Here is an 18,906-nt window from a genome sequence, read left to right on the forward strand (position 1 = left end):
GAGGCCGGTAGCTCACCCCACCCGAGCCAGTGGCTCATGTGCGCCATAATACCGGCCGAACCGGTTATCGAGGAACTTGGGCAGGTCCACTTCCTCCTGGCGCACGAAGCCCTTCTGCGGCAGCGTGCCTTCGGCAAGCAGATCGAGAACCGTGCAGATGCCTGAGGCGGTTGTGATCTGGATGGCGCTCATCATCCGGCCGGAAACGGGACCGGCATAGACCTTGTTGGCGTAGGTTTCCTGCAGGAAGCGGCCGTTGCGGGTGCCGCAGACGGTGACGAAGACGATGACCACATCCTGCATGGTGCCGGGAAGGGCGTTCTCGAACAGGTCCTTTAGAACATCACGGCGATTGCGCAGGTTGAGATCGTTCAGCAGCGCCTTCATGATCGCGACATGGCCGGGATAACGGATGGTGCGGTAATTCATCGTCCGCACCTTGCCTTCCAGCGTGGCGCAGAGCGTGCCGAGACCGCCTGACGTGTTGAAAGCCTCATAGGTGACGCCATCGAGCGAGAATTCTTCACGCTCCTCAAGCGCCGGAACGGCGGTGAGGCGGCCTTCGACGATCGCTTCGCAGGGCTCGATATATTCGTTGATCAGCCCGTCCGTGCTCCAGGTGAGGTTGTAGTTGAGCGCATTGGACGGATATTGCGGCAGCGCGCCGACGCGCATACGCACGCTGTCCAGCTTGTCGAACTTGCCGGCAAGATCGGCGGCGACGATGGAAATGAAGCCGGGCGCGAGGCCGCATTGCGGGATGAGCGCCGTCTCCGCCGTTTCCGCCAATGCCTTGACCTTGCGGGTGGATTCCACGTCTTCGGTCAGATCGAGATAATGCGTGCCGACGGCAACGGCCGCTTCGGCAATGCCCGCCGTCAGGTGGAAGGGGGCGGCGGATAGCACCGCGAATTTGCCTTTTAGCAGTGCTTCCAGCGCCGGACGATCGGTGATGTCGACGATCTCGGTGTCGACGCGCTCATGTGCTGGCACATTGGCCAGCTGGTCGGCCGAGCGATCGGCAACCGTGATGCGATAATCGCCTGTGGCGGCCAGCATCCAGGCGATGGCCGAGCCGATGTTGCCCGCACCTATGACGACGATGTTTTTCATGTTTTGTTCCCCGCAGAAAAATCCGTAGGGCACAATCATATTGCGGTTTCGCTGCGATTCGGAGCTTCACTATGTGCAGATCGCTCGTTATTATTGAACGATAAGACGACAGGATTGATCACTATGACGATCACTGACAAGGACCGGGCGCTGCTGGCGCTGCTTTCCGAAAATGCCCGCATGCCGGTGGCGGAACTGGCGCGCAGGCTCGGCCTTTCGCGCACCACGGTGCAGGCCCGCATCGAGCGCCTGGAGGCAGACGGCGTGATCGCGGGTTACGGCCTCAGGCTTTCGGAAAGTTATCTTTCCGGGTTGGTGCGCGCGCATGTGCTCATCACCATCGGGCCGAAGGCTCTGCCGGCGGTGACTGCGGCGCTTGCCGCCATCAAGGAAGTGACGACGCTGCATTCGGTGAGCGGCACATTTGACCTGATCGCCATTCTGGCCGCCCCTTCGATCCTCGATCTCGACCGGCTGATCGACCGTATCGGCGCCTTGGACGGCGTGGAGCGCACGCTGTCATCGATCATTCTGTCGACGCGGATCTCGCGGTAAGAAGCGTTTGAAAGAGTAGAAGATAAGCGAAACCCACTTCCGTCATGCCGGACTTGATCCGGCATCCAGTCGCTGCGCTTCTGCGCGGGGAACAGAGTCTTTTCAGCCCATGGACTTGGGCTGGGTGGATACCGGATCAAGTCCGGTATGACGGAAGCGATGGTCTGCAAAACGAAACAACAAAGGATTGCCACTCCTATGTTTCTCTCGCTACGCGAAAGCGAAGCCGTCTAAACCACCGTCCGCTCATCATAAGCCTTCTGTGCCGCCATCACCGCGTCCATATTGCCCTCCGCCCAATGGGCAAGCGCCGCCACGGTGTCCGTCAGCGTGCGCCCCAGCGGCGTCAGTGAATATTCGACGGTGACAGGAACCGTTGGAAAGGCCTGCCGTGAAATCAGCCCGTCACGCTCCAGCTTCTTCAGCGTCTGCGACAGCACCTTCTGCGATATGCCCTTGATCTCGCGCCGTAACAGGTTGAAGCGAACGGCATCACGCCGCAGCTTGTCGAGGATCAGCAGCGCCCATTTGTCGGCGATCCTGTCCAGCACCATGCGTGTCGGGCAGCGGTCCTCATAAACGTCATAGATATTTGCCATCGATTTCACCCTGTTGTTTCAAGGCCATACCGGTTTCCGCGAGGAAACCAGCTAACCGAAAAGTGCTCTCTTTTCATGATTTCTCTAACGCAGTATCTGTGTTTTCGAAACATGGTTTCCATTAGATACTAAGGAGATTTGAGATGGCAGGCAAGATACTCGTAATCGGTTCAACCGGCACCATCGGCACGCCGCTGGTCAGGGCACTGGTGGCCAAGGGCGAAAGCGTGAAGGCGGCGTCGCGCAGTGGCAGGGCGTCGGACGGCGCGGAAGGGGTGCGTTTTGATTATACCGACGTATCGACTTATGCGGATGCCTTCGACGGTGTTGACCGCCTGTTCCTGCTTCTTTCCGGCGGGCGTCTGGATGCCATCGACGCGCTGACGCCCGTTGTCGAGGAGGCCGCACGCCGGAAGGTGAAGATCGTGTTCCTCAGCGTTCTCGGCGTCGATGCCGACGATTCCATTCCCTATCGCCAGATCGAGCTGAAGATCATCGCGTCAGACACGCCTTACGTCATCCTGCGTCCCAACTGGTTTGCCGATAATTTCCACAGCTACTGGAAAGCCGGCATCGACCACGGCCAGATCGCCGTTCCGGCGGGCGAGGGCGAGTCAAGCTTCATCGATGTGCGCGATATCGCCGATAGCGCCGCCGCCGCTCTGACATCCACGGCCTTTGACGGCAAGGCCTTCAATCTGACCGGACCAAGGGCAGTTGGCTACGGCGAAGCGGCAGCACTGATTTCGCAGGCTATCGGCAAGCCAGTGTCTTATGCCGCCGTTTCGGACGAGGTCTTTATCGGCATCCTCACGGGTGCAGGTGTGCCGCAGGACTACGCGTCCTTCCTCGCCTCGATCTTCCATCCCGTTCGTGAGGGTTGGACCGCGGTGGTGACCGGCGACGTGGAAACGCTGACCGGCCATGCGCCGCGTTCGCTGGAGACCTATATCGCCGACAATCTGAACCGGCTTAAAGGCTGAGACTCGACTAGAGCCCGCCGCGCTTAAGCCGGATCGGTGGAGCCGCGGCGGGCCTTGAAGAACATTTTCAGCCGCTGGATATCCTCGGCATTCCAGCCCTGCGGCGCCGTCACCTCCGTCCAGGCATCGATGTAATGTTCCGGCGCATAGACATGGCCATATCCGATCGGCGCCGTGGTGGCGGCGGCAACATCGAGGCCGAGCTGCAGCAGGGTGACGACCGGGAACCAGCGGAAGGATGTGGAAACGTCTGGCCCGTGATGCACCATCCATTGCGGCCGCCGGTAAAGCGAGGCGGCTTCGAAGAAGGTGATGGGGTCGCTGGCATATTGTAGATAAACGATCCGCATCGGCCCCCAGGTCGCATCAGGCATATGCGCGGTGGTATATTGGTTGGCGAAGCGGATGACGGAGGAATCGCGGAAACGCGGCAGCCATTCCGGCGTGCCCTTCACCCGGCCATTGGTGGCCATGCGCCATGTCGGGCTGGAGAAAGGAGGGCCGCTCCACAGCGCGCCCTGGAAGGGATCGGAGAGCGCATCGTAAAGATCGGAGGACTTCTGCGAGTTGAGCGAACCGAGGCTCAAGCCGTGCAGATAAAGCCTCGGCCGCTTTTCCTTCGGCAAGGTGGTCCAGTAGCCATAAACGGCTTCAAACAAAGCGCGCGCCGTCTCGACGCCGTAATCCGGCTCCGTCAGCAAGGCTATCCAGCTTGAGAGATAGGAATATTGCACGGCAACGCTGGCGATATCGCCGTCATGCAGATACTCGACGGTATCGAGCGCTTCCGGATCGATCCAGCCGGTGCCGGTGGGGATGACCACCAGGAGCACCTTGCGTTCGAAGCCGCCGACACGTTTCAGTTCCTCAAGCGCCAGGGATGCCCTTTCATCCGGGGTCGAGGCGGAGTTCAGGCCTGCATAGACCCGGAGCGGCTCCTTGGCCGGGCGGTGGGTGAAGGCGGAGATGTCTGCGCCATGAGGGCCTTCAGCGACAAATTCGCGGCCGCGACGGCCGAGCGATTCCCATGTCATCAGCGAGGCGCTGCTGCCGGTCTTGAGCGAATCGGACGGGCGCGGCACATCGGGTTCGATCAGCGCATCCACCTGTTTCAGCGAGGAATCGGCAAATCTTAAGCCGATGTCGAAGATCAGCCCGTTGAGCAGCATCCAGGACAGAATGATGGCCGCGGCGATGCCGAGCACATTGGCCAGCCGGCGCGGCAGGAAATGCCGGCTGCGCGTCGCAAAGAAACGGCGGATCAGCTGGAACAGCCGGCCGGCGCCGATGAGAATGGCAGCCACCAGTATGGCAATGGCGCCTGTCTTGGTGGGGTGCGCGCTGGGGAGCGGATCGAGCTCCATCAGCACGCGAATGGAGTTCTGCCAGTCTTTCGCCTGCCACAGAAACGCAATCGCCGTAATCGCGGCGGCAAGCGCAATGAGAAACCGAACGCCGCGGACATTATGACGCGAGGGTTCAGGCAGCTCCAGATAAGCCCAGATCGCATGAAGGGCGACGCCGATCATGTAACCGATCGCGAAAGAAAACCCGCACAGCACACCTTGCATCAGCCATGTTCGCGGCAGGAGCGATGGTGTGAGAGAAGCGCAGAAGAGAACCGTGCCCAAGACGATGCCGGTTGCCGAAAGACCCGCAAACAACCGCTCAACCCATTGTTTTACCAACTTGACTTGTCCCTTCTGCTCACCGCCTGGTGCTAAGTGTAATATGTGACGGACGAGGGTGCAAATCCCGTGATCAGGATAAAAATCACAGCAATAGGAAAATAATCCTTTACACCGTGACGGTGGTTTGATAGCGTTTGGCTATAGTCGGAGATTTGCGGCTGAACGGCAATGGTTGTCCTTGGGACCGCCCGTAGCGCTTTCCTCACCACCGTGTTCCTGTGCTTGTCACAGGAATGAGGGTGAGTGAGGTGCAAGCAAACTTGCCTTGTTCGCGGCCCCTCTTTATTTGTTCTTTCTCTCGCAGGCCAATCCCATGACAACGTCCAGCAATTGCGATCCGGCGCTCTACAGCGTCTGGCCGGAAACGCCCGCCTATGCGGCTGACGACATGCCGGAAGCCGCGCCCGAGACGAAGTCGCGGGCCGACAGGCTGGCCGCCGAAGATGCGGCGCGCAACGGCAGCCTGCGGCAATTGCTGAATGAGCTGACGGAGGAGATGCGCGAGCAGTTCTGCCTGTACCGCAATCTCCGCCAAGTGAGCGAAGCGGCGTTTCTGGCGACGGCGGAGGATGCTTCGGGCAAGCTCGCGCGCGCCGATGTGAAGGCTGCGACGGACCAGCTGTCGCTGATCGTTCGCACGCTGGAGCGGATCGACGCTTTGCAACGGGTGCTGGCGGAAGAAAGGGAAGCTCTTTTCAGCGAAGACGAAACCGATGTCGGGGACTACGAAGCGGCGGTGGCGCATTTCCTCAATCGCATCGATGAACTGGCTGAACAGAAATGCCGCGCAAAGACGGCAACCGATCCCGCTTGCAGCCCCTTCGCAGAAACCGACACATGACGGATATGTCGACCGGACCCCATCTGCCGGCGCAGGTTTTCAATCTTCTGCGCGACTGGCGTTTCATCGGCAACCTGCCGCAGCAACCGCCGGAGGGCGACTGGCGGACATGGCTTCTGATCGGTGGACGCGGATCCGGCAAGACCCGCGCCGGGGCGGAGTGGGTTCACGCCGTCGCTTCCGCCGGCAGGCAATCGGATTTGCGCATCGCGCTGGTTGCCGAAACGCTGGGTGACGCCCGGGAGGTGATGATCGACGGCATTTCCGGCATCTGCCGTATTGCCCGCCGCCATCGTCCCGCCTTCGAGGTGTCGCGTCGGCGGCTGCTTTGGCCCAACGGGGCGATGGCGCAGGTGTTCTCATCGGAAGACCCGGAAAGCCTGCGCGGGCCGCAGTTCCACATGGCTTGGGCGGATGAGCTGGGCAAATGGAAATATCCACAGGAAACCTGGGACATGCTGCAGTTCGGCCTGCGTCTGGGTGAATTGCCACGACAGCTGGTGACGACCACGCCACGGCCCATTCCATTGCTGAAGGCGCTTCTGGCCGATCCTTCGAGCCGGGTGGCCCGGATGCCGACGGCCATGAACGCGCGGAACCTTTCTCCCGGTTTTCTGAAAGCCATGCAGGACCGCTACGGCGGCACGCGGCTCGGCCGTCAGGAAATTGGCGGCGAACTGATCGATGAGCGCGAGGGCGCGTTATGGAAACGCGCCGATCTGGAAGCGATCGTTGAGGTCGCGGCTGCGCCGCTTTCGCGGATCGTGGTGTCGGTCGATCCGCCGGCCGGCAGTGGTGAAAATTCCTGCTGCGGCATCGTCGTGGCGGGACTGGGCATGGCCGGGCGTCTCACGGTGCTTGCGGATTGTTCGGTGGAAGGGGAGACGCCGGCCGGCTGGGCTCGCGCCGTCGTCGCCGCCTTCCGCCGCCACGAGGCTGACCGCGTCGTGGCAGAGGTCAATCAGGGCGGCGAGATGGTGCGCGCCATGCTGCAGAGCGTAGACGCCAACCTGCCGCTGACGCTGGTGCGGGCAAGCCGCGGAAAGTTCGCCCGCGCCGAACCGGTCGCCGCGCTCTATGAGCAGGGAAGGGTGCGCCACGCCGCGCGATTTGAAAAGCTTGAGGACCAGATGACGGATTTCGGACCGGAAGGCCTGTCGACCGGGCGCTCGCCGGACAGGCTGGACGCACTCGTCTGGGCGATCACTGCGCTGACGACGATGGTGACCAGCGAACCGAAGGTGCGGGGGATGTGAGACGGTGATTTAGTGGCTCCAGGGACCTAGAGCCAATAACGCCCCAAGCGTGCCGTCTGTTTCTTCTCCCGTTGGGCAGAAGGACCGCAGCGCGGGATGAAGAGGCAACGGTCAAGATGTGCCGCGAGAGCATGGATGTCAGGACCTTGCCCCGTCATCTGACCCTTGGGGCCATCTTCTCCCCAGCGGGGAGAAGAAAAAGTGAAGGACCCGCCCGATTTCGGACGTCGGGCAAATATTATTTCTTCGGAGATTGCGCCGGCTTCGGCTGGGAGCCGGTTTCACGCATCTGGCGCCACTCGTTTTCGAGACGGTCATAAACGGTCTGGGGGATTGTCGCTGTCATGGTGGCATTCCTCCTTGAATGGTTAACGCTGCAGGATTGCGCGGTAAATGGAGTTAGCGCGCTAAGGTTCCGGAATTCAAGGAATTTTTTACTCCAAAACCCCGGTCCGAGGATTAAAATCGATTAAGGTTTTTTCAAATCGATTTAGTCCTGACGGACGTCAGGGGTCATGAACCCCAAGTCATATCAAGTGTCATATCAGGAGCAGACTATGGTCTTTGACGAGGCGCGATTCGTCGCGTCGGTGCGGAAATCTCTGTTCGGCGGGCGGCTGCAGACGGCGCAGCTTGCCGGGATGAAGACGATCCTGTCGGGCTTTGCGACGGCGCTGCCCGGCGGCGATCCCCGGTGGCTGGCTTATATGCTGGCGACTGCTTTCCACGAGACGGCGGCAACCATGCAGCCGGTGCGCGAGACTTTGGCGACAACCGATGCCGAAGCGATCACACGGCTCGACCGCGCCTTTGCCGCCGGCGGTCTGCCGATGGTCCGCAGACCCTACTGGCGGCGTGATGCGGAAGGGAAAAGCTGGCTGGGACGTGGCTTCGTTCAGCTGACCCATCGCCGCAATTATGAGACCATGTCAGTGCTGACGGGGGTGGATCTAACCGGCCGCCCCGAGCGCGCCATGGAAGCGGACGTGGCGACGGCTATCCTGATCCGGGGCATGGTGGCCGGCAGCTTCACCGGCAGACGTCTTGCGGATTTCTTCGATGCAGAGCGCGAAGACTGGGATGCGGCGCGCGCCATCATCAATGGCAGCGACCGGGCCAGCCTGGTGGGCAATTATGGGCGCGCATTTCATCGGGCGCTTCTTGCGGCGCGGATTGAACCGGCGCGGCCCAGGTGATAACCCGTTACGCAGCGCCGAGAAGGCCGCCTTCGAATTTCGCATGACAGGTGACACCGTGATCCGCCATATCGTCTTTTTCACCGTTCCCGAGGAAAACCGCGACGCCGTCCGCAAGGGCCTTTCCGGCCTTACCGCGATTCCGCATGCGCTGACGCTGGAAATCGGCGAGAATGTGAAGAAGGACCAATGGGGCAATTCCGTCGATTTCATCGTTTATGGCGAGTTCGAAAACGAGGCGGCGCTGGCGGCCTACAAAGCCGATCCCGCCTATGATCTTTCCACCCGCACGGTGAAGCCGCTGCGGGAAACCCGCGTCGCCGCCGATTTCGACAGCGATACGGCAGTAAAAGCACCGATCCGGTAACGGTTCGGTTCAGCTTAGCAAGTGACGGGCATCTGCCCGTCGTCTGCCGAGAGCCGGCGAAAAAATCTTTTTCCGTTTGGGCTTTGAGTCCCGGTATCCCTTATTTCTGTGCCTGTCGCAGGAAACCAGCCGACGCGTGTCTGCGCGACGACAAGACTCTCTTCGGCCCAAAGAGCTGGGCTGGCTGGTTCCCTGTGACAAGCCAGGGATGAGGAACATCACAAACAAGGACACCGTCATGCGATTTCCCTTTTCCCTGCCGCGCAAGCGCCCGGCGGATGGCAACGCCATGCCCGAAAACCGGAAAATGGCTGGCGGCTTCATGGCCGTGGCCATGCAGGGCGGGCAGGCCTTCTGGTCCGGCCGGTCCTATGCCGCGCTTGCCCGTGAGGGTTTCATGAAGAATCCCGTAGCCCACCGGGCTGCCCGCATGGTGGCGGAAGCGGCCGCGTCGGTGAACTGGCTGCTTTACGACGGCGATGACGAGATAGGCGATCATCCGCTGCTGGCGCTTCTGGCGAGGCCGGGCGCGCACATGGGCGGGCCGGATTTCTTCGAGGCGCTTTATGGCCACCTCATGCTGGCCGGAAACGCCTATGTCGAGCCGCTTGTGATCGGCGGGCGGCTGCGTGAACTGCATCTTCTCCGGCCTGACCGGCTCAGCATTGTCGAAGGGCCGGATGGCTGGCCGGCGGCTTATGATTACCGCGCCGAAGGCCGGGCCACGCGGCGCATCGCCGCCGAGCGGGACGGGCTGGGGCTGCTGCATCTCAAACTGTTCCATCCGCTGGATGACCGGGTGGGGTTCGCGCCGCTCGCCTCCGCCGGCGCGGCGCTTGATCTCCACAACGCGGCCAGCCAGTGGAACAAGCGCCTGCTCGATAATTCCGCCCGGCCTTCCGGCGCGCTGGTCTATCAGCCGCGTGAAGGCGGCAATCTTTCCGCCGAACAATATGAACGGCTGAAGCGCGAGCTGGAGGAGGGCTATCAGGGCGCCATGAATGCCGGCCGGCCGCTGCTTCTGGAGGGCGGGCTGGACTGGAAGGCGATGGGACTATCGCCGCGCGACATGGACTTTCTGGAAGCCCGCAACGGCGCGGCCCGCGATATCGCGCTCTCACTCGGAGTACCGCCAATGCTGATCGGCATTCCCGGTGACAATACCTATGCGAATTACCAGGAAGCGAACCGCGCCTTCTATCGCCTCACCGTGCTGCCGCTCGTCAACCGCACGGCGGCGAGGCTTTGCGGCTGGCTTGCGCCGATCTTCGGCGTGGGCCTGCGACTGGAAGCCGATCTCGATCGGATTGCCGGGCTCGCGGGCGAGCGGGACGCGCTCTGGACACGCATCGGCGCAGCCTCGTTCCTGAGCGACGAGGAAAAACGCGAGGCCGTCGGTTATTGAAAGGACGGCGTTTCTTTCGCTTTGACGGTTCAAGCATTGTCTGAAGAAGCGGATTCTCTTTGTGAGCTCATCCGTCCAAGCGATTCCGAAGATTCGTAAAATCACCCGGTGCAGGCGCGCAGGAAGCGGCTGCGTGCGACGCGGCGCGTCCGCCCGATGACAACATCCTAGAACGGAATGATTACCCATGTCTGAATTCGCCAATGAGGCCGGCATCTGGGCCGCCCGCATCACCGGCGCCGTGGCGGGCGCGGGTGTATCGCTCGTTTATCTCCTGCCGAAAAGCAAACGCGAGGCCGCGAGCCGTTTTATCACCGGCGTCTCCTGCGGCATGATCTTCGGCGGGCCTATCGGCCTGTGGATCGTGCAGCAGCTTGATATTGCCGGTGCGCTCTCCGGTCGCGAAATCATGGTGGCGGGTTCCGCCGCCGCCAGCATGGGGGCCTGGTGGGGGTTGGGCGTGCTGGTGCGCATCGCCGACCGTTACAGCGCCCGCCCGCGCGCCTGATATTCCCCTCACATCGCAGGAGTTACCCATGCACGCCTATCGCGGGCCGCGTCCCGCCACGCGTAAATTCGCCAATCTGGAACTGCGCGGCATTGCCGGCGACGGCACTTTTTCCGGTTACGCCAGCGTCTTTGGCGAGATCGATCTCGGCCGCGATGTGATCGAGCGCGGCGCCTTCCGCCGCTCCATCGAGGAGCGCGGTGCGTCCGGTATCCGCATGCTCTACCAGCACGATCCGGCCCAGCCTATCGGCGTCTGGCGCACCATCCGCGAGGATGAGCGTGGCCTTTATGTCGAGGGTATCCTCACGCCCGGCGTCGCCCGGTCGAGGGAAGTCCATTCGCTGATGAAGACCGGCGCTCTGGACGGGCTGTCCATCGGTTTCCGCACGGTTCGTTCGAGTAGGGAAGGGCGTTCCGGCAAGGCGGCCCGCGCCGGCGTCCGGCGCATTCTGGAGGCCGATCTCTGGGAGATCTCCGTCGTGACTTTTCCGATGCTTCCCTCGGCTCGCGTCTCCGATGTCAAGCATGCCCGCTTCTTCCGCGACCGCGACACCGAACTGGTGCGCAGCATGCGCCGTGCCGCCCGTTCGCTTTTCGATACCGCCTTCAAACGCTGATTTCCGGACAAACCGCAACAAGGAAAACCACATGACAGAGCAGACAACGACACCGGCCCCGATGACGGTTGCGCCGCAGTTGAAGGCCGTCCCCGATACGATGACGGCCGCCTTCGACGAGTTCATGGAGGCCTTCGAAGCCTTCCGTGAGACCAACGATCAGCGGCTTGCCGATATCGAACGCAAGATGGGGGCTGATGTCGTGACCCGCGACAAGCTCGACCGCATCGACAGGGCGCTCGACGACAACCGCAGGCTCATGGACGATCTGGCTTTGAAGAAGGCGCGGCCCGCGCTCGGCCGGAAGGACACGCTGTCGCAGGATGCCGAAGAGCACAAGACCGCTTTCGAGGCCTATATCCGCCGGGGCGAGGAAGCCGCGCTGCGCGATCTCGAGGCAAAGGCCTTTGCCGGCTCGGCCGGGGCGGACGGCGGCTTTCTTCTTCCGACCGAGACGGATGGCGAGATCGGCCGGCGCATGACGGCGATTTCGCCTGTCCGGGCGCTCGCCACGGTGCGACAGGTTTCCGCTGCCGTGCTGAAAAAACCCTTCGCCGCCGGCGGGCTCGCCACCGGCTGGGTTTCGGAAACGGCGGCGCGCCCGGAAACGGCGACGCCGAAACTGTCGGAGCTTTCTTTCCCGACCATGGAGCTTTATGCCATGCCTGCCGCCACCCAGAGCCTGCTGGACGACGCGGCGGTCGATATCGAGGCGTGGATCGCATCCGAGGTGGACATCGCATTCGCCGAACAGGAGGCGGCGGCTTTCGTTGGCGGCGACGGCATCAACAAGCCCAGGGGGTTCCTCGCCTATACGACCGTTGCCAATAACGACTGGAGCTGGGGCAATATCGGTTATGTCGCGACCGGCGTATCGGCGGGCTTTTCCTCCGCCGGTCCCATGGACGTGCTGCTCGACGCCATCTATGCGTTGAAAGCCGGCCATCGCCAGAACGGCACCTTCCTGATGAACCGCAAGACGCAGGGTGCGCTTCGACGCTTCAAGGACACGACCGGCGCCTATCTTTGGCATCCGCCGGCTGCCGTCGGTCAGCCCGCCTCGCTGATGGGCTTTCCGGTGACGGAAGCCGAGGACATGCCCAATGTGGCGGCCAACAGCTTCGCCATCGCCTTCGGGGATTTCCGCGCCGGTTACCTCGTTGTTGACCGAACCGGCGTCCGCATCCTGCGCGATCCCTATTCGGCCAAACCCTATGTGCTTTTCTACACCACCAAACGCGTGGGCGGCGGCGTGCAGAATTTCGAGGCGATCAAGCTGGTGAAGTTCGGGGTGAATTGAACCTCGACGGTGCCGCGCGTTTCTTCTCCCCGCCGATGCCCGACAGGGCAGATGAGGGGGCAAGCTCTCGGGTTACCCCGACCCTTGCCCCCTCAACCCGCTGCCGCGACCTTCTCCCGGCGGGAAGAAGGCGAAAGACGCAGCCACTCGCCCTAATCTCCGGAGACCCCATGACCTATGCCCTCATCCATCCGCCGCAGGCGGAGCCGTTGACCCTTGCCGACGTCAAGGCGCATCTGCGTCTCGACAGCGGTGACGAGGACACCTTGCTTGCCGCGTTGATACGCGCGGCCCGCGAGCATCTGGAACGCACCACCGGGCTGTGCCTCCTGCGCCAGACCTGGCGGCTTTATCTTGATCGGTGGCCCGAAACGGGCGTGATTCTGATTGGCAAGACGCCGGTGCAAGCCATCGAAACGATTCTGGTTTTCGACGGGCAGGGGCGCGTGGCAGACATCACCGCCACCGAAAAGCTGCTCGACGGCGCGGCGCGGCCGGCACGGCTGTGGCTGCGCGAACCGCCGGCCCCGGAACGGGAGCTGAATGGCATCGAGATCGATTTCACCGCCGGTCATGGCGAGGCCGCGACGGATGTGCCCGATACGCTGAAACGCGCCATGCTGATGCATGTGGCGCAGATGTTCGCCTTTCGCGGCGCCGTCGCGCCGGAAAACCAGCCGGCCGCCGTTCCGGCTGGTTATGAGCGGCTGGTGTCTCCTTTCTGCCGTCTGGGGCTTTAGGCCATGAACCTCGTCTTTCTTGATCCTGGCAGGCTGACGGCGCGACTGGAACTGGAAGTGCGGTCGGAAACGCCTGATGGACAGGGCGGCGCCGCCGAAAGCTGGAAGGCCGTGCGCGCGTTGTGGGGCGCCATCGAGCCGGTTTCCGAAGCCTCGCACGAGCGGGCTTCGGCCGAGGGGGCGACGATTACCCATCGTGTCTGGCTCGCCTGGCGCAACGACATCGACATCGGCACCGGGATGCGCTTTCGCAAGGGGTCGCGCATCCTCAACATCCGAACGGCGATGGATCCCGACGAAACCCGCCGCTTCATCGTCTGCCGTTGCGAAGAGGAAAACCGATGAGCGCCGCGAACCCGCTTCTTCAGGCGATCGTCGCAAAGCTCGCTGGCGATGCCGAATTGGCAGACCTCAACCCCGGCGGCATCGTCGACCGGCTTCTGACGCGTGGCCTTTTGCCATGTATTGTCTTCGACGAGGTCGAGACCCGCGATTATTCGACGGCGACGGAAAGCGCGGAGGAGCATTTTCTGACGCTGCAAATCTGGGGTGATGCCAATCGCCGCAGATCCACGGGTGAGATCGCCGCAAGGGTAAAAGCGCTGCTTGATGACGCCGCGCTGCCGCTCGTCGGCTTTTCGCTCGTCAACATGCACATGCTGTCCAGCCGCTCCCGCCGTGAGGCGAAGTCACGGAACTTCGTCCTTGAAATGCGGTTCAGGGCGGTAACGGAATGAAGGGCCCTACGCTTTCTGGCCGGCCACGGTTTTCCACAGCAGGATCAGCAGCAGCAGCGAAAGGGTGATCAGGATGGAAGCGATGCCAAGCATCGCCGCCACACCGCCGCGATCGAGCGCCATGCTGAAAATGACAGGTGCAAAGGCGATGGCGAGATTTTGCGGAAGCGAAATCCGTGCGGCCTGAAGGCCGTATTGCTGCGGAGAAAACACTGCAAGCGGCAGAACGGCGCGGCTGACCGTCAGCACGCCCGCGCCAAAGCCGAACAGGGCGATGAAGCCGGCAAAGGCTGGTATGGCCGGAGAAAAGACGAGCAGGACCAGAAAGGATGTCAGCAGAAGACAGAGGCCGATCAGGCAGGTGATGAAGGGATTGCCGCGTTTTCCCAGCAGGAAATCTAGCCCGCGTGCGGTAATCGCCAGCACGCTGCGCACCGATGCCAGCTGGATTGCAAGCGCTTGCGATGCGCCTGAATGCACGAGAAGCAAAGGCAGAAGCGGCGAGAAGCCAAAGGCGGTGAAGGCGCTGAGCGTGGTCATTGCCGCCAGAAGCAGGAAGGTGCGCCGCGTATCCACCGGCGAGGCCGGGATTTCGCCAGGATGCGGGCGCTGGCCTGGATTGCCGCCCTTTCTCTTCGGAAGAACGAAGAGGTAAAGCGGCAGAAGCAGGAACAGCTGCAGACAGCCGTAGAGGATGAGGGTGCCGCGCCAGCCGAGATGCTGCTCCGCAAAGGCTGTAACGGGCAGGAACACGGCCGCCGAAAGGCCGGTAAAGACCATCAGCAGCGTCAGGGATCGACCACTTTCCGCCCCGACGCGCTCCACCACGGCGGTGTGTGCCGCCGTTGTCAGCCCGCAGGCGCCGGCAAAGCCCATCACCGCCCAGCCCAGCAGATAGCTTGTCACGCCGCCTGCAAAAGCAAGCAGCGCAAAGCCGCAGGCAAAAAGCAGGGTGCCGCTGACCAGCACCGGCGCTGCGCCGTGGCGCACAAGCATCCGCCCGAGCAGCGGCCCGCAAAGCGCACTGATGGTCATCATCACGGTCAGGCCCGCAAAAACGACTTCGTTGGCGATGGCGAGTTCGCTGCCCATTCGTGGACCGAGAATGGCCAGCATGTCGAAACCGGAACCCCAGCTGACGACCTGCCCAAGCGCCAGCACGCCGATAAGGCGTGTACGGAACGTCGGGGAAGCAGCATCGGACATGGCAAGATCGCACAATGCGAGGGCAAGGAACATTTTTGGTCGCAGGCCCGCAACACCCTGCAACCGCAATCGAAACGGAAGGAAACAGGATGGTGGCGCAGAAGGGCAAGGATTTTCTGCTGAAATTCAACAATGCCGGAACATATGTCACTGTTGCCGGGCTCAGAACGCGGCGGCTGGCCTTTAACGCCCAGGCGGTGGACGTTACCGATGGGGAAAGCGTCGGGCGCTGGCGCGAGTTGCTGGCGGGTGCCGGCGTGCAAAGGGCCGCGCTGACGGCGTCAGGCATATTCAAGGATGCGGCGAGCGATGCGCTCGTGCGGGGCGCGTTTTTCGCGGGCACCATTCCCGGCTGGCAGATCGTCATACCCGATTTCGGCACGATTATCGGGCCGTTCCAGATCGTGGCGCTGGAGTATTCCGGCCGTCACGATGGCGAAGTGCAATTTGAGATCGCGCTGGAATCGGCCGGTCTTTTGACCTTTGGAGCGCTGTGATGCCGCAAGGGTTGCGTTATGGGCGGGCGAACCGCCATCGCGGCGAGATCGAAGCGCTGTTCGACGGCGAGAGGCGCATATTGTGCCTGACGCTCGGCGCGCTTGCCGAGCTCGAAACCGCCTTCGAAGTCGATGACCTGACAGCGCTTGCCGAACGTTTTGCGAGCGGACGCATGAAGGCCACCGACATGATCCGGGTGATCGGCGCGGGGTTGCGCGGCGCCGGCAATGTTTTTTCGGATGAGGATGTTGCCAGCGCCACGGTGGAGGGCGGCATTGCCGGCCATGCCGCCATCGTCGCCGAACTTCTGACCGCCACCTTCGGCGGTTTGAAAGGGGAGACGCCGCGGGACCCCTGAATGCCGCAGCAGGCGATGCGACGCCGCGCCCCTTTCCCTGGGATGCGGTTCTCCATGCGGGTTTCTGCCTGCTGCGGCTTTCTTCCGAAGTTTTCTGGCGGCTGACGCCCAGAGAGTTTTTCGCCATGACGGGCGGCGTGCGCTCCGGTTCACACGGCCCGGATCGACAGGAGATGGAGGCGATGATGCGGCGTTTTCCCGACAGGGACGCATCCGATCATCGCTTCGTGAAAATCTTTTAATTCAAACACTTGAAGCTCCAGTTTGAATCGGAAAGGCAGGTACGATGGCGGGTGAAGGATCGATCGCGGAAAATCGGGAGGAGGCGGAAGCCCTGTCCGAAGTGATGGGCGATCTCGAACGCCGCTCCGAACGGTTCGGAGCGGCGCTGACGTCTGCACTGCAGGCGGCAACGACAGGCGGCAAAGGGCTGGACGATGTGCTGCGCGGCCTTGGGCAGCGGCTGTCGGGCATCGCGCTCTCCGCCGGGCTCAAACCCTTTGAGGCCATGATTGGCAATGCCGTCGGCGGGTTGTTGAACGGCGGCGGCTCGCTCTTCGCTTTCGCCGACGGCGGGATGCCGGGGCGCAGCGTCACGCCTTTCGCCGAGGGTGGTGTCGTCTCCAGCCCGGCGTTTTTTCCCATGGGCGGCGGGCTTGGCCTGATGGGAGAAGCAGGGGCGGAAGCCATATTGCCTCTGAAGCGCGGCCCGGATGGTGCACTCGGTGTTGCGGCGCCTTCCGCCGGCGGCGGGTCCCAGATCATTTTCAACGTCACGGCGACGGATGCGGCAAGCTTCCGCAAAAGCGAAGGCCAGATTGCCGCAATGCTGGCGCGCAGCGTCGGGCGCGGCCAGCGTGGATTGTAATATGCAGACCTTGTCCCTGTCCCGAACGGCCTGCCGAGCATGGACAAACCGCGAAGGATGAGGGCCTGCGGCCGGCACACCCCGAACAGCGAAATGAATCCAGGAACAACGACATGGTGGCATTTCATGAAGTGCGGTTTCCGCTGCGGCTGGCGCTCGGTGTGAGCGGCGGGCCGGTGAGACGGACCGACATCGTCAATCTTTCCAATGGGCGGGAAAGCCGCAATCAGCGCTGGCGAAATGCCAGGCGTGCCTATGACGCCGGCTCGGGCATCCGCTCGCTCACCGATCTCTATGAGGTGCTGGCCTTTTTCGAAGCGCGGCGCGGCGAGCTTTACGGCTTTCGTTTTCGCGATCCCATGGACTTCAAATCCTGCCCGCCGGGAGACACGCCGGCATCGACCGATCAGAGGATCGGCGTGGGTGATGGCGCCACGGTGCGGTTTCAGCTGGTCAAGACCTATGCCGATGCGGGTGGCTTCTTCACCCGCCGGGTGGAAAAGCCTGCCGAGGGCTCCGTCCTCGTATCGGTCGAGGGTGTGCCCGTATCCGCTTCGGATATGTCCTGCGATTACGCGACCGGTATGGTGACATTCGGTTCCGGAAAGGTTCCGCCCGCCGGTTCGGTGGTCCGTGCCGGATATGAATTCGATGTACCGGTACGGTTCGCGACCGACCGCATCGACATCAACCTCACCGCCTTCGAAGCCGGGCGAATTCCCGCCATTCCGCTGATGGAAATCCTGCCATGAAAACGATCGCTCCCGCCCTTGCCGGGCATCTTGAAAGCGATGCCACGACCACTTGCCATTGCTGGAAAGTGACGTTGAAGGATGGCGCCGAAATCGGCTTCACCGATCATGACGAGGCGCTTTTCTTCGCCGGCACGGCCTTTCTGGCCGCCAGCGGTTTTTCGGCCAGCGATAATGACAGCGAAACCGGGCTCGGCGCCGGCGCAGGTGAAGTGGCAGGCGGTTTTTCCAGCGAGGCGATTTCGGAAGAAGATCTTGCCGCCGGCCGTTTCGACGGAGCGAGAGTGGAGCTTTACCTCGTCAACTGGCAGGCTCCGGAAGAGCATGTGCTTCTCTCCCTGCGCGAGATCGGCGACGTAGCCCGGGCGGGCGGGTCCTTTCGCGCCGAGCTGCGCAGTTTCGCCCATCGCCTCAGCCAGCCGCAGGGGCGGGTTTATGGACGGCGCTGCGATGCCGCGCTGGGAGACGCACGCTGCGGCGTTGCTCTGGCGCGGTTCACCGGCAATGGCCGGGTGGTGGCGGTGGACGCGGCCGGCAATCTCGTCGCAACCGGGCTCGATGCTTTCCCGGATGGTTTTTTCAACGGGGGAAAGGTGCGTTTTCTCACCGGTCCGCTTGCCGGGCGCGGGTTCGATCTCGATGGCCATGAGCAGCGCAATGGCGGCGTGCTTCTTTCTTTCTGGCTTCCACCGGATGAGGCGCCGTTGCCGGGAGACAGCTTTTCCGTCACGGCCGGTTGCGACAAGAGCTTCGCCACATGCAGGCATACATTCGCCAATCAGCTGAATTTCAGGGGCTTTCCCCATCTTCCAGGGGCGGATTTCGCCTATTCTTATGCCAGCGGCGGTCACACCCACGACGGCGGGGCCTTGTTCCCATGAGCGAGACGGGAGACAAGGTGCTGGCGCTGGCCGAGCCGTGGATCGGCACACCCTATCGGCATCAGGCGTCGCTAAGGGGCGTTGGCTGCGATTGTCTCGGCCTGATCCGAGGCGTCTGGCGCGAACTCTACGGCAGCGAACCGGAACTTCCGCCGCCCTATGCGCCTGACTGGGCCGAGCGCTGTGGTGAGGACCGGCTGATGGCGGCCGTGCAACGGCATTTTCCTAGCGTTTCGGGCCTGGACGAGGCAAAGCCCGGAGACCTGCTGCTGTTCCGCTGGCGGACCGATGCGGCGGCCAAACATCTCGGCATCCTCGCGGAATCCCGGCATTTCATCCACGCTTATGAGCAGGCGGCGGTGGTGCGTTCCGCCTTGGTGCCATGCTGGAAACGGCGCATCGCCGGCATTTTCCGCTTTCCCGATCCCTGAGA

Annotated in this window: 24 protein-coding genes; 20 read left to right on the top strand and 4 right to left on the bottom strand. The window is 62.5% G+C overall.

Annotation, left to right across the window (positions count from 1 at the left end; translation table 11 throughout):
* Positions 1 to 12 precede the first annotated feature (12 nt).
* A complete protein-coding gene (locus tag EYD00_RS03035; RefSeq protein WP_004440717.1) occupies positions 13 to 1,113 on the bottom strand; it encodes a saccharopine dehydrogenase family protein in 1,101 nt (366 codons plus the stop codon).
* A 123-nt stretch (positions 1,114 to 1,236) separates the two neighbouring features.
* Here EYD00_RS03035 and EYD00_RS03040 point away from each other — a divergent pair, with 123 nt between their 5' ends.
* On the top strand, positions 1,237 to 1,668 hold the full coding sequence (locus EYD00_RS03040; protein ID WP_004440719.1) for an Lrp/AsnC family transcriptional regulator: 432 nt from the start codon (positions 1,237 to 1,239) through the stop codon (positions 1,666 to 1,668).
* A gap of 230 nt (positions 1,669 to 1,898) precedes the next feature.
* On the opposite strand, the gene EYD00_RS03045 is transcribed toward EYD00_RS03040, so the two are convergent.
* Entirely contained in the window at positions 1,899 to 2,267 is a 369-nt protein-coding gene (locus tag EYD00_RS03045) for a winged helix-turn-helix transcriptional regulator (RefSeq protein ID WP_004440721.1), read from the bottom strand.
* Positions 2,268 to 2,410: 143 nt separating this feature from the next.
* Here EYD00_RS03045 and EYD00_RS03050 point away from each other — a divergent pair, with 143 nt between their 5' ends.
* Positions 2,411 to 3,250 (top strand): SDR family oxidoreductase, encoded by an 840-nt coding sequence (locus EYD00_RS03050; protein WP_004440724.1) that lies wholly within the window; start codon positions 2,411 to 2,413, stop codon positions 3,248 to 3,250.
* Positions 3,251 to 3,273: 23 nt separating this feature from the next.
* On the opposite strand, the gene EYD00_RS03055 is transcribed toward EYD00_RS03050, so the two are convergent.
* Entirely contained in the window at positions 3,274 to 4,914 is a 1,641-nt protein-coding gene (locus EYD00_RS03055; RefSeq protein ID WP_034495883.1) for an alpha/beta hydrolase, read from the bottom strand.
* 340 nt (positions 4,915 to 5,254) lie between these two features.
* Here EYD00_RS03055 and EYD00_RS03060 point away from each other — a divergent pair, with 340 nt between their 5' ends.
* The 11 genes from EYD00_RS03060 to EYD00_RS03110 all read left to right on the top strand — a co-directional run bounded on the left by EYD00_RS03060 (position 5,255) and on the right by EYD00_RS03110 (position 13,910).
* Positions 5,255 to 5,782: a hypothetical protein gene (locus EYD00_RS03060; protein WP_004440728.1), complete on the top strand. Its 528-nt coding sequence runs from the start codon at positions 5,255 to 5,257 to the stop codon at positions 5,780 to 5,782.
* The gene (locus tag EYD00_RS03065; RefSeq protein WP_004440729.1) at positions 5,779 to 7,038 is read left to right on the top strand and encodes a DNA-packaging protein; all 1,260 of its coding nucleotides are present in this window, start codon (positions 5,779 to 5,781) and stop codon (positions 7,036 to 7,038) included. Before EYD00_RS03060 ends, EYD00_RS03065 begins: the two co-directional genes overlap by 4 nt.
* A gap of 557 nt (positions 7,039 to 7,595) precedes the next feature.
* Positions 7,596 to 8,234, top strand: coding sequence for a hypothetical protein (locus tag EYD00_RS03070; protein WP_004440734.1), 639 nt, complete (start codon positions 7,596 to 7,598; stop codon positions 8,232 to 8,234).
* Between the two features lie 58 nt (positions 8,235 to 8,292).
* On the top strand, positions 8,293 to 8,601 hold the full coding sequence (locus EYD00_RS03075; protein ID WP_034496266.1) for a Dabb family protein: 309 nt from the start codon (positions 8,293 to 8,295) through the stop codon (positions 8,599 to 8,601).
* 238 nt (positions 8,602 to 8,839) lie between these two features.
* The gene (locus EYD00_RS03080) at positions 8,840 to 10,006 is read left to right on the top strand and encodes a phage portal protein (protein ID WP_004440739.1); all 1,167 of its coding nucleotides are present in this window, start codon (positions 8,840 to 8,842) and stop codon (positions 10,004 to 10,006) included.
* A gap of 187 nt (positions 10,007 to 10,193) precedes the next feature.
* Positions 10,194 to 10,514, top strand: coding sequence for a DUF6107 family protein (locus EYD00_RS03085; RefSeq protein WP_003509186.1), 321 nt, complete (start codon positions 10,194 to 10,196; stop codon positions 10,512 to 10,514).
* 28 nt (positions 10,515 to 10,542) lie between these two features.
* The gene (locus tag EYD00_RS03090) at positions 10,543 to 11,133 is read left to right on the top strand and encodes an HK97 family phage prohead protease (RefSeq protein ID WP_004440741.1); all 591 of its coding nucleotides are present in this window, start codon (positions 10,543 to 10,545) and stop codon (positions 11,131 to 11,133) included.
* Positions 11,134 to 11,164: 31 nt separating this feature from the next.
* Positions 11,165 to 12,433, top strand: a complete 1,269-nt coding sequence (locus tag EYD00_RS03095; RefSeq protein ID WP_004440743.1) for a phage major capsid protein — start codon at positions 11,165 to 11,167, stop codon at positions 12,431 to 12,433.
* A 170-nt stretch (positions 12,434 to 12,603) separates the two neighbouring features.
* Positions 12,604 to 13,173, top strand: a complete 570-nt coding sequence (locus EYD00_RS03100) for a head-tail connector protein (RefSeq protein WP_004440746.1) — start codon at positions 12,604 to 12,606, stop codon at positions 13,171 to 13,173.
* A 3-nt stretch (positions 13,174 to 13,176) separates the two neighbouring features.
* Positions 13,177 to 13,518, top strand: coding sequence for a phage head closure protein (locus EYD00_RS03105; RefSeq protein ID WP_004440748.1), 342 nt, complete (start codon positions 13,177 to 13,179; stop codon positions 13,516 to 13,518).
* A complete protein-coding gene (locus EYD00_RS03110) occupies positions 13,515 to 13,910 on the top strand; it encodes a DUF3168 domain-containing protein (protein WP_004440751.1) in 396 nt (131 codons plus the stop codon). The genes EYD00_RS03105 and EYD00_RS03110 overlap by 4 nt, the downstream gene beginning before the upstream one ends.
* Positions 13,911 to 13,916: 6 nt before the next feature.
* Here the strand turns inward: EYD00_RS03110 and EYD00_RS03115 are convergent, their stop codons facing one another.
* Positions 13,917 to 15,116 carry an MFS transporter gene (locus tag EYD00_RS03115; RefSeq protein WP_034496263.1) on the bottom strand — a complete coding sequence of 400 codons (1,200 nt, stop codon included), beginning with the start codon at positions 15,114 to 15,116 and terminating at the stop codon, positions 13,917 to 13,919.
* 89 nt (positions 15,117 to 15,205) lie between these two features.
* Between EYD00_RS03115 and EYD00_RS03120 the strand changes: the two genes are divergently transcribed.
* The 7 genes from EYD00_RS03120 (at position 15,206) to EYD00_RS03150 (ending at position 18,904) form a co-directional block, all read left to right on the top strand.
* A complete protein-coding gene (locus EYD00_RS03120; RefSeq protein ID WP_004440755.1) occupies positions 15,206 to 15,613 on the top strand; it encodes a phage major tail protein, TP901-1 family in 408 nt (135 codons plus the stop codon).
* Positions 15,613 to 15,972: a gene transfer agent family protein gene (locus tag EYD00_RS03125; protein WP_004440758.1), complete on the top strand. Its 360-nt coding sequence runs from the start codon at positions 15,613 to 15,615 to the stop codon at positions 15,970 to 15,972. Before EYD00_RS03120 ends, EYD00_RS03125 begins: the two co-directional genes overlap by 1 nt.
* Complete coding sequence (locus tag EYD00_RS03130) at positions 15,969 to 16,214, top strand: rcc01693 family protein (protein WP_072494180.1); 246 nt, start codon at positions 15,969 to 15,971, stop codon at positions 16,212 to 16,214. Before EYD00_RS03125 ends, EYD00_RS03130 begins: the two co-directional genes overlap by 4 nt.
* A 44-nt stretch (positions 16,215 to 16,258) precedes the next feature.
* A complete protein-coding gene (locus EYD00_RS03135; protein WP_004440761.1) occupies positions 16,259 to 16,840 on the top strand; it encodes a phage tail tape measure protein in 582 nt (193 codons plus the stop codon).
* Between the two features lie 113 nt (positions 16,841 to 16,953).
* Entirely contained in the window at positions 16,954 to 17,592 is a 639-nt protein-coding gene (locus EYD00_RS03140; protein ID WP_004440765.1) for a TIGR02217 family protein, read from the top strand.
* Positions 17,589 to 18,473 carry a phage/gene transfer agent baseplate hub protein gene (locus EYD00_RS03145; RefSeq protein WP_004440768.1) on the top strand — a complete coding sequence of 295 codons (885 nt, stop codon included), beginning with the start codon at positions 17,589 to 17,591 and terminating at the stop codon, positions 18,471 to 18,473. The genes EYD00_RS03140 and EYD00_RS03145 overlap by 4 nt, the downstream gene beginning before the upstream one ends.
* Positions 18,470 to 18,904, top strand: a complete 435-nt coding sequence (locus EYD00_RS03150; RefSeq protein WP_004440770.1) for a C40 family peptidase — start codon at positions 18,470 to 18,472, stop codon at positions 18,902 to 18,904. Before EYD00_RS03145 ends, EYD00_RS03150 begins: the two co-directional genes overlap by 4 nt.
* The last annotated feature ends 2 nt before the right edge of the window (positions 18,905 to 18,906 follow it).

The sequence above is a fragment of the Agrobacterium sp. 33MFTa1.1 genome (genome assembly GCF_004328495.1).
Lineage (GTDB): Bacteria > Pseudomonadota > Alphaproteobacteria > Rhizobiales > Rhizobiaceae > Agrobacterium > Agrobacterium pusense.

Excerpts from the sequence above, each read along its gene's own strand:
- EYD00_RS03045 (WP_004440721.1), bottom strand. The coding sequence starts at position 2,267 with ATGGCAAATATCTATGACGTTTATGAGGACCGCTGCCCGACACGCATG.
- EYD00_RS03085 (WP_003509186.1), top strand. The coding sequence starts at position 10,194 with ATGTCTGAATTCGCCAATGAGGCCGGCATCTGGGCCGCCCGCATCACC.
- EYD00_RS03080 (WP_004440739.1), top strand. The coding sequence starts at position 8,840 with ATGCGATTTCCCTTTTCCCTGCCGCGCAAGCGCCCGGCGGATGGCAAC.
- EYD00_RS03090 (WP_004440741.1), top strand. The coding sequence starts at position 10,543 with ATGCACGCCTATCGCGGGCCGCGTCCCGCCACGCGTAAATTCGCCAAT.
- EYD00_RS03110 (WP_004440751.1), top strand. The coding sequence starts at position 13,515 with ATGAGCGCCGCGAACCCGCTTCTTCAGGCGATCGTCGCAAAGCTCGCT.
- EYD00_RS03150 (WP_004440770.1), top strand. The coding sequence starts at position 18,470 with ATGAGCGAGACGGGAGACAAGGTGCTGGCGCTGGCCGAGCCGTGGATC.
- EYD00_RS03145 (WP_004440768.1), top strand. The coding sequence starts at position 17,589 with ATGAAAACGATCGCTCCCGCCCTTGCCGGGCATCTTGAAAGCGATGCC.
- EYD00_RS03050 (WP_004440724.1), top strand. The coding sequence starts at position 2,411 with ATGGCAGGCAAGATACTCGTAATCGGTTCAACCGGCACCATCGGCACG.
- EYD00_RS03070 (WP_004440734.1), top strand. The coding sequence starts at position 7,596 with ATGGTCTTTGACGAGGCGCGATTCGTCGCGTCGGTGCGGAAATCTCTG.
- EYD00_RS03035 (WP_004440717.1), bottom strand. The coding sequence starts at position 1,113 with ATGAAAAACATCGTCGTCATAGGTGCGGGCAACATCGGCTCGGCCATC.
- EYD00_RS03105 (WP_004440748.1), top strand. The coding sequence starts at position 13,177 with ATGAACCTCGTCTTTCTTGATCCTGGCAGGCTGACGGCGCGACTGGAA.
- EYD00_RS03120 (WP_004440755.1), top strand. The coding sequence starts at position 15,206 with ATGGTGGCGCAGAAGGGCAAGGATTTTCTGCTGAAATTCAACAATGCC.
- EYD00_RS03065 (WP_004440729.1), top strand. The coding sequence starts at position 5,779 with ATGACGGATATGTCGACCGGACCCCATCTGCCGGCGCAGGTTTTCAAT.
- EYD00_RS03100 (WP_004440746.1), top strand. The coding sequence starts at position 12,604 with ATGACCTATGCCCTCATCCATCCGCCGCAGGCGGAGCCGTTGACCCTT.
- EYD00_RS03140 (WP_004440765.1), top strand. The coding sequence starts at position 16,954 with ATGGTGGCATTTCATGAAGTGCGGTTTCCGCTGCGGCTGGCGCTCGGT.
- EYD00_RS03040 (WP_004440719.1), top strand. The coding sequence starts at position 1,237 with ATGACGATCACTGACAAGGACCGGGCGCTGCTGGCGCTGCTTTCCGAA.
- EYD00_RS03115 (WP_034496263.1), bottom strand. The coding sequence starts at position 15,116 with ATGTCCGATGCTGCTTCCCCGACGTTCCGTACACGCCTTATCGGCGTG.
- EYD00_RS03125 (WP_004440758.1), top strand. The coding sequence starts at position 15,613 with ATGCCGCAAGGGTTGCGTTATGGGCGGGCGAACCGCCATCGCGGCGAG.
- EYD00_RS03095 (WP_004440743.1), top strand. The coding sequence starts at position 11,165 with ATGACAGAGCAGACAACGACACCGGCCCCGATGACGGTTGCGCCGCAG.
- EYD00_RS03135 (WP_004440761.1), top strand. The coding sequence starts at position 16,259 with ATGGCGGGTGAAGGATCGATCGCGGAAAATCGGGAGGAGGCGGAAGCC.
- EYD00_RS03060 (WP_004440728.1), top strand. The coding sequence starts at position 5,255 with ATGACAACGTCCAGCAATTGCGATCCGGCGCTCTACAGCGTCTGGCCG.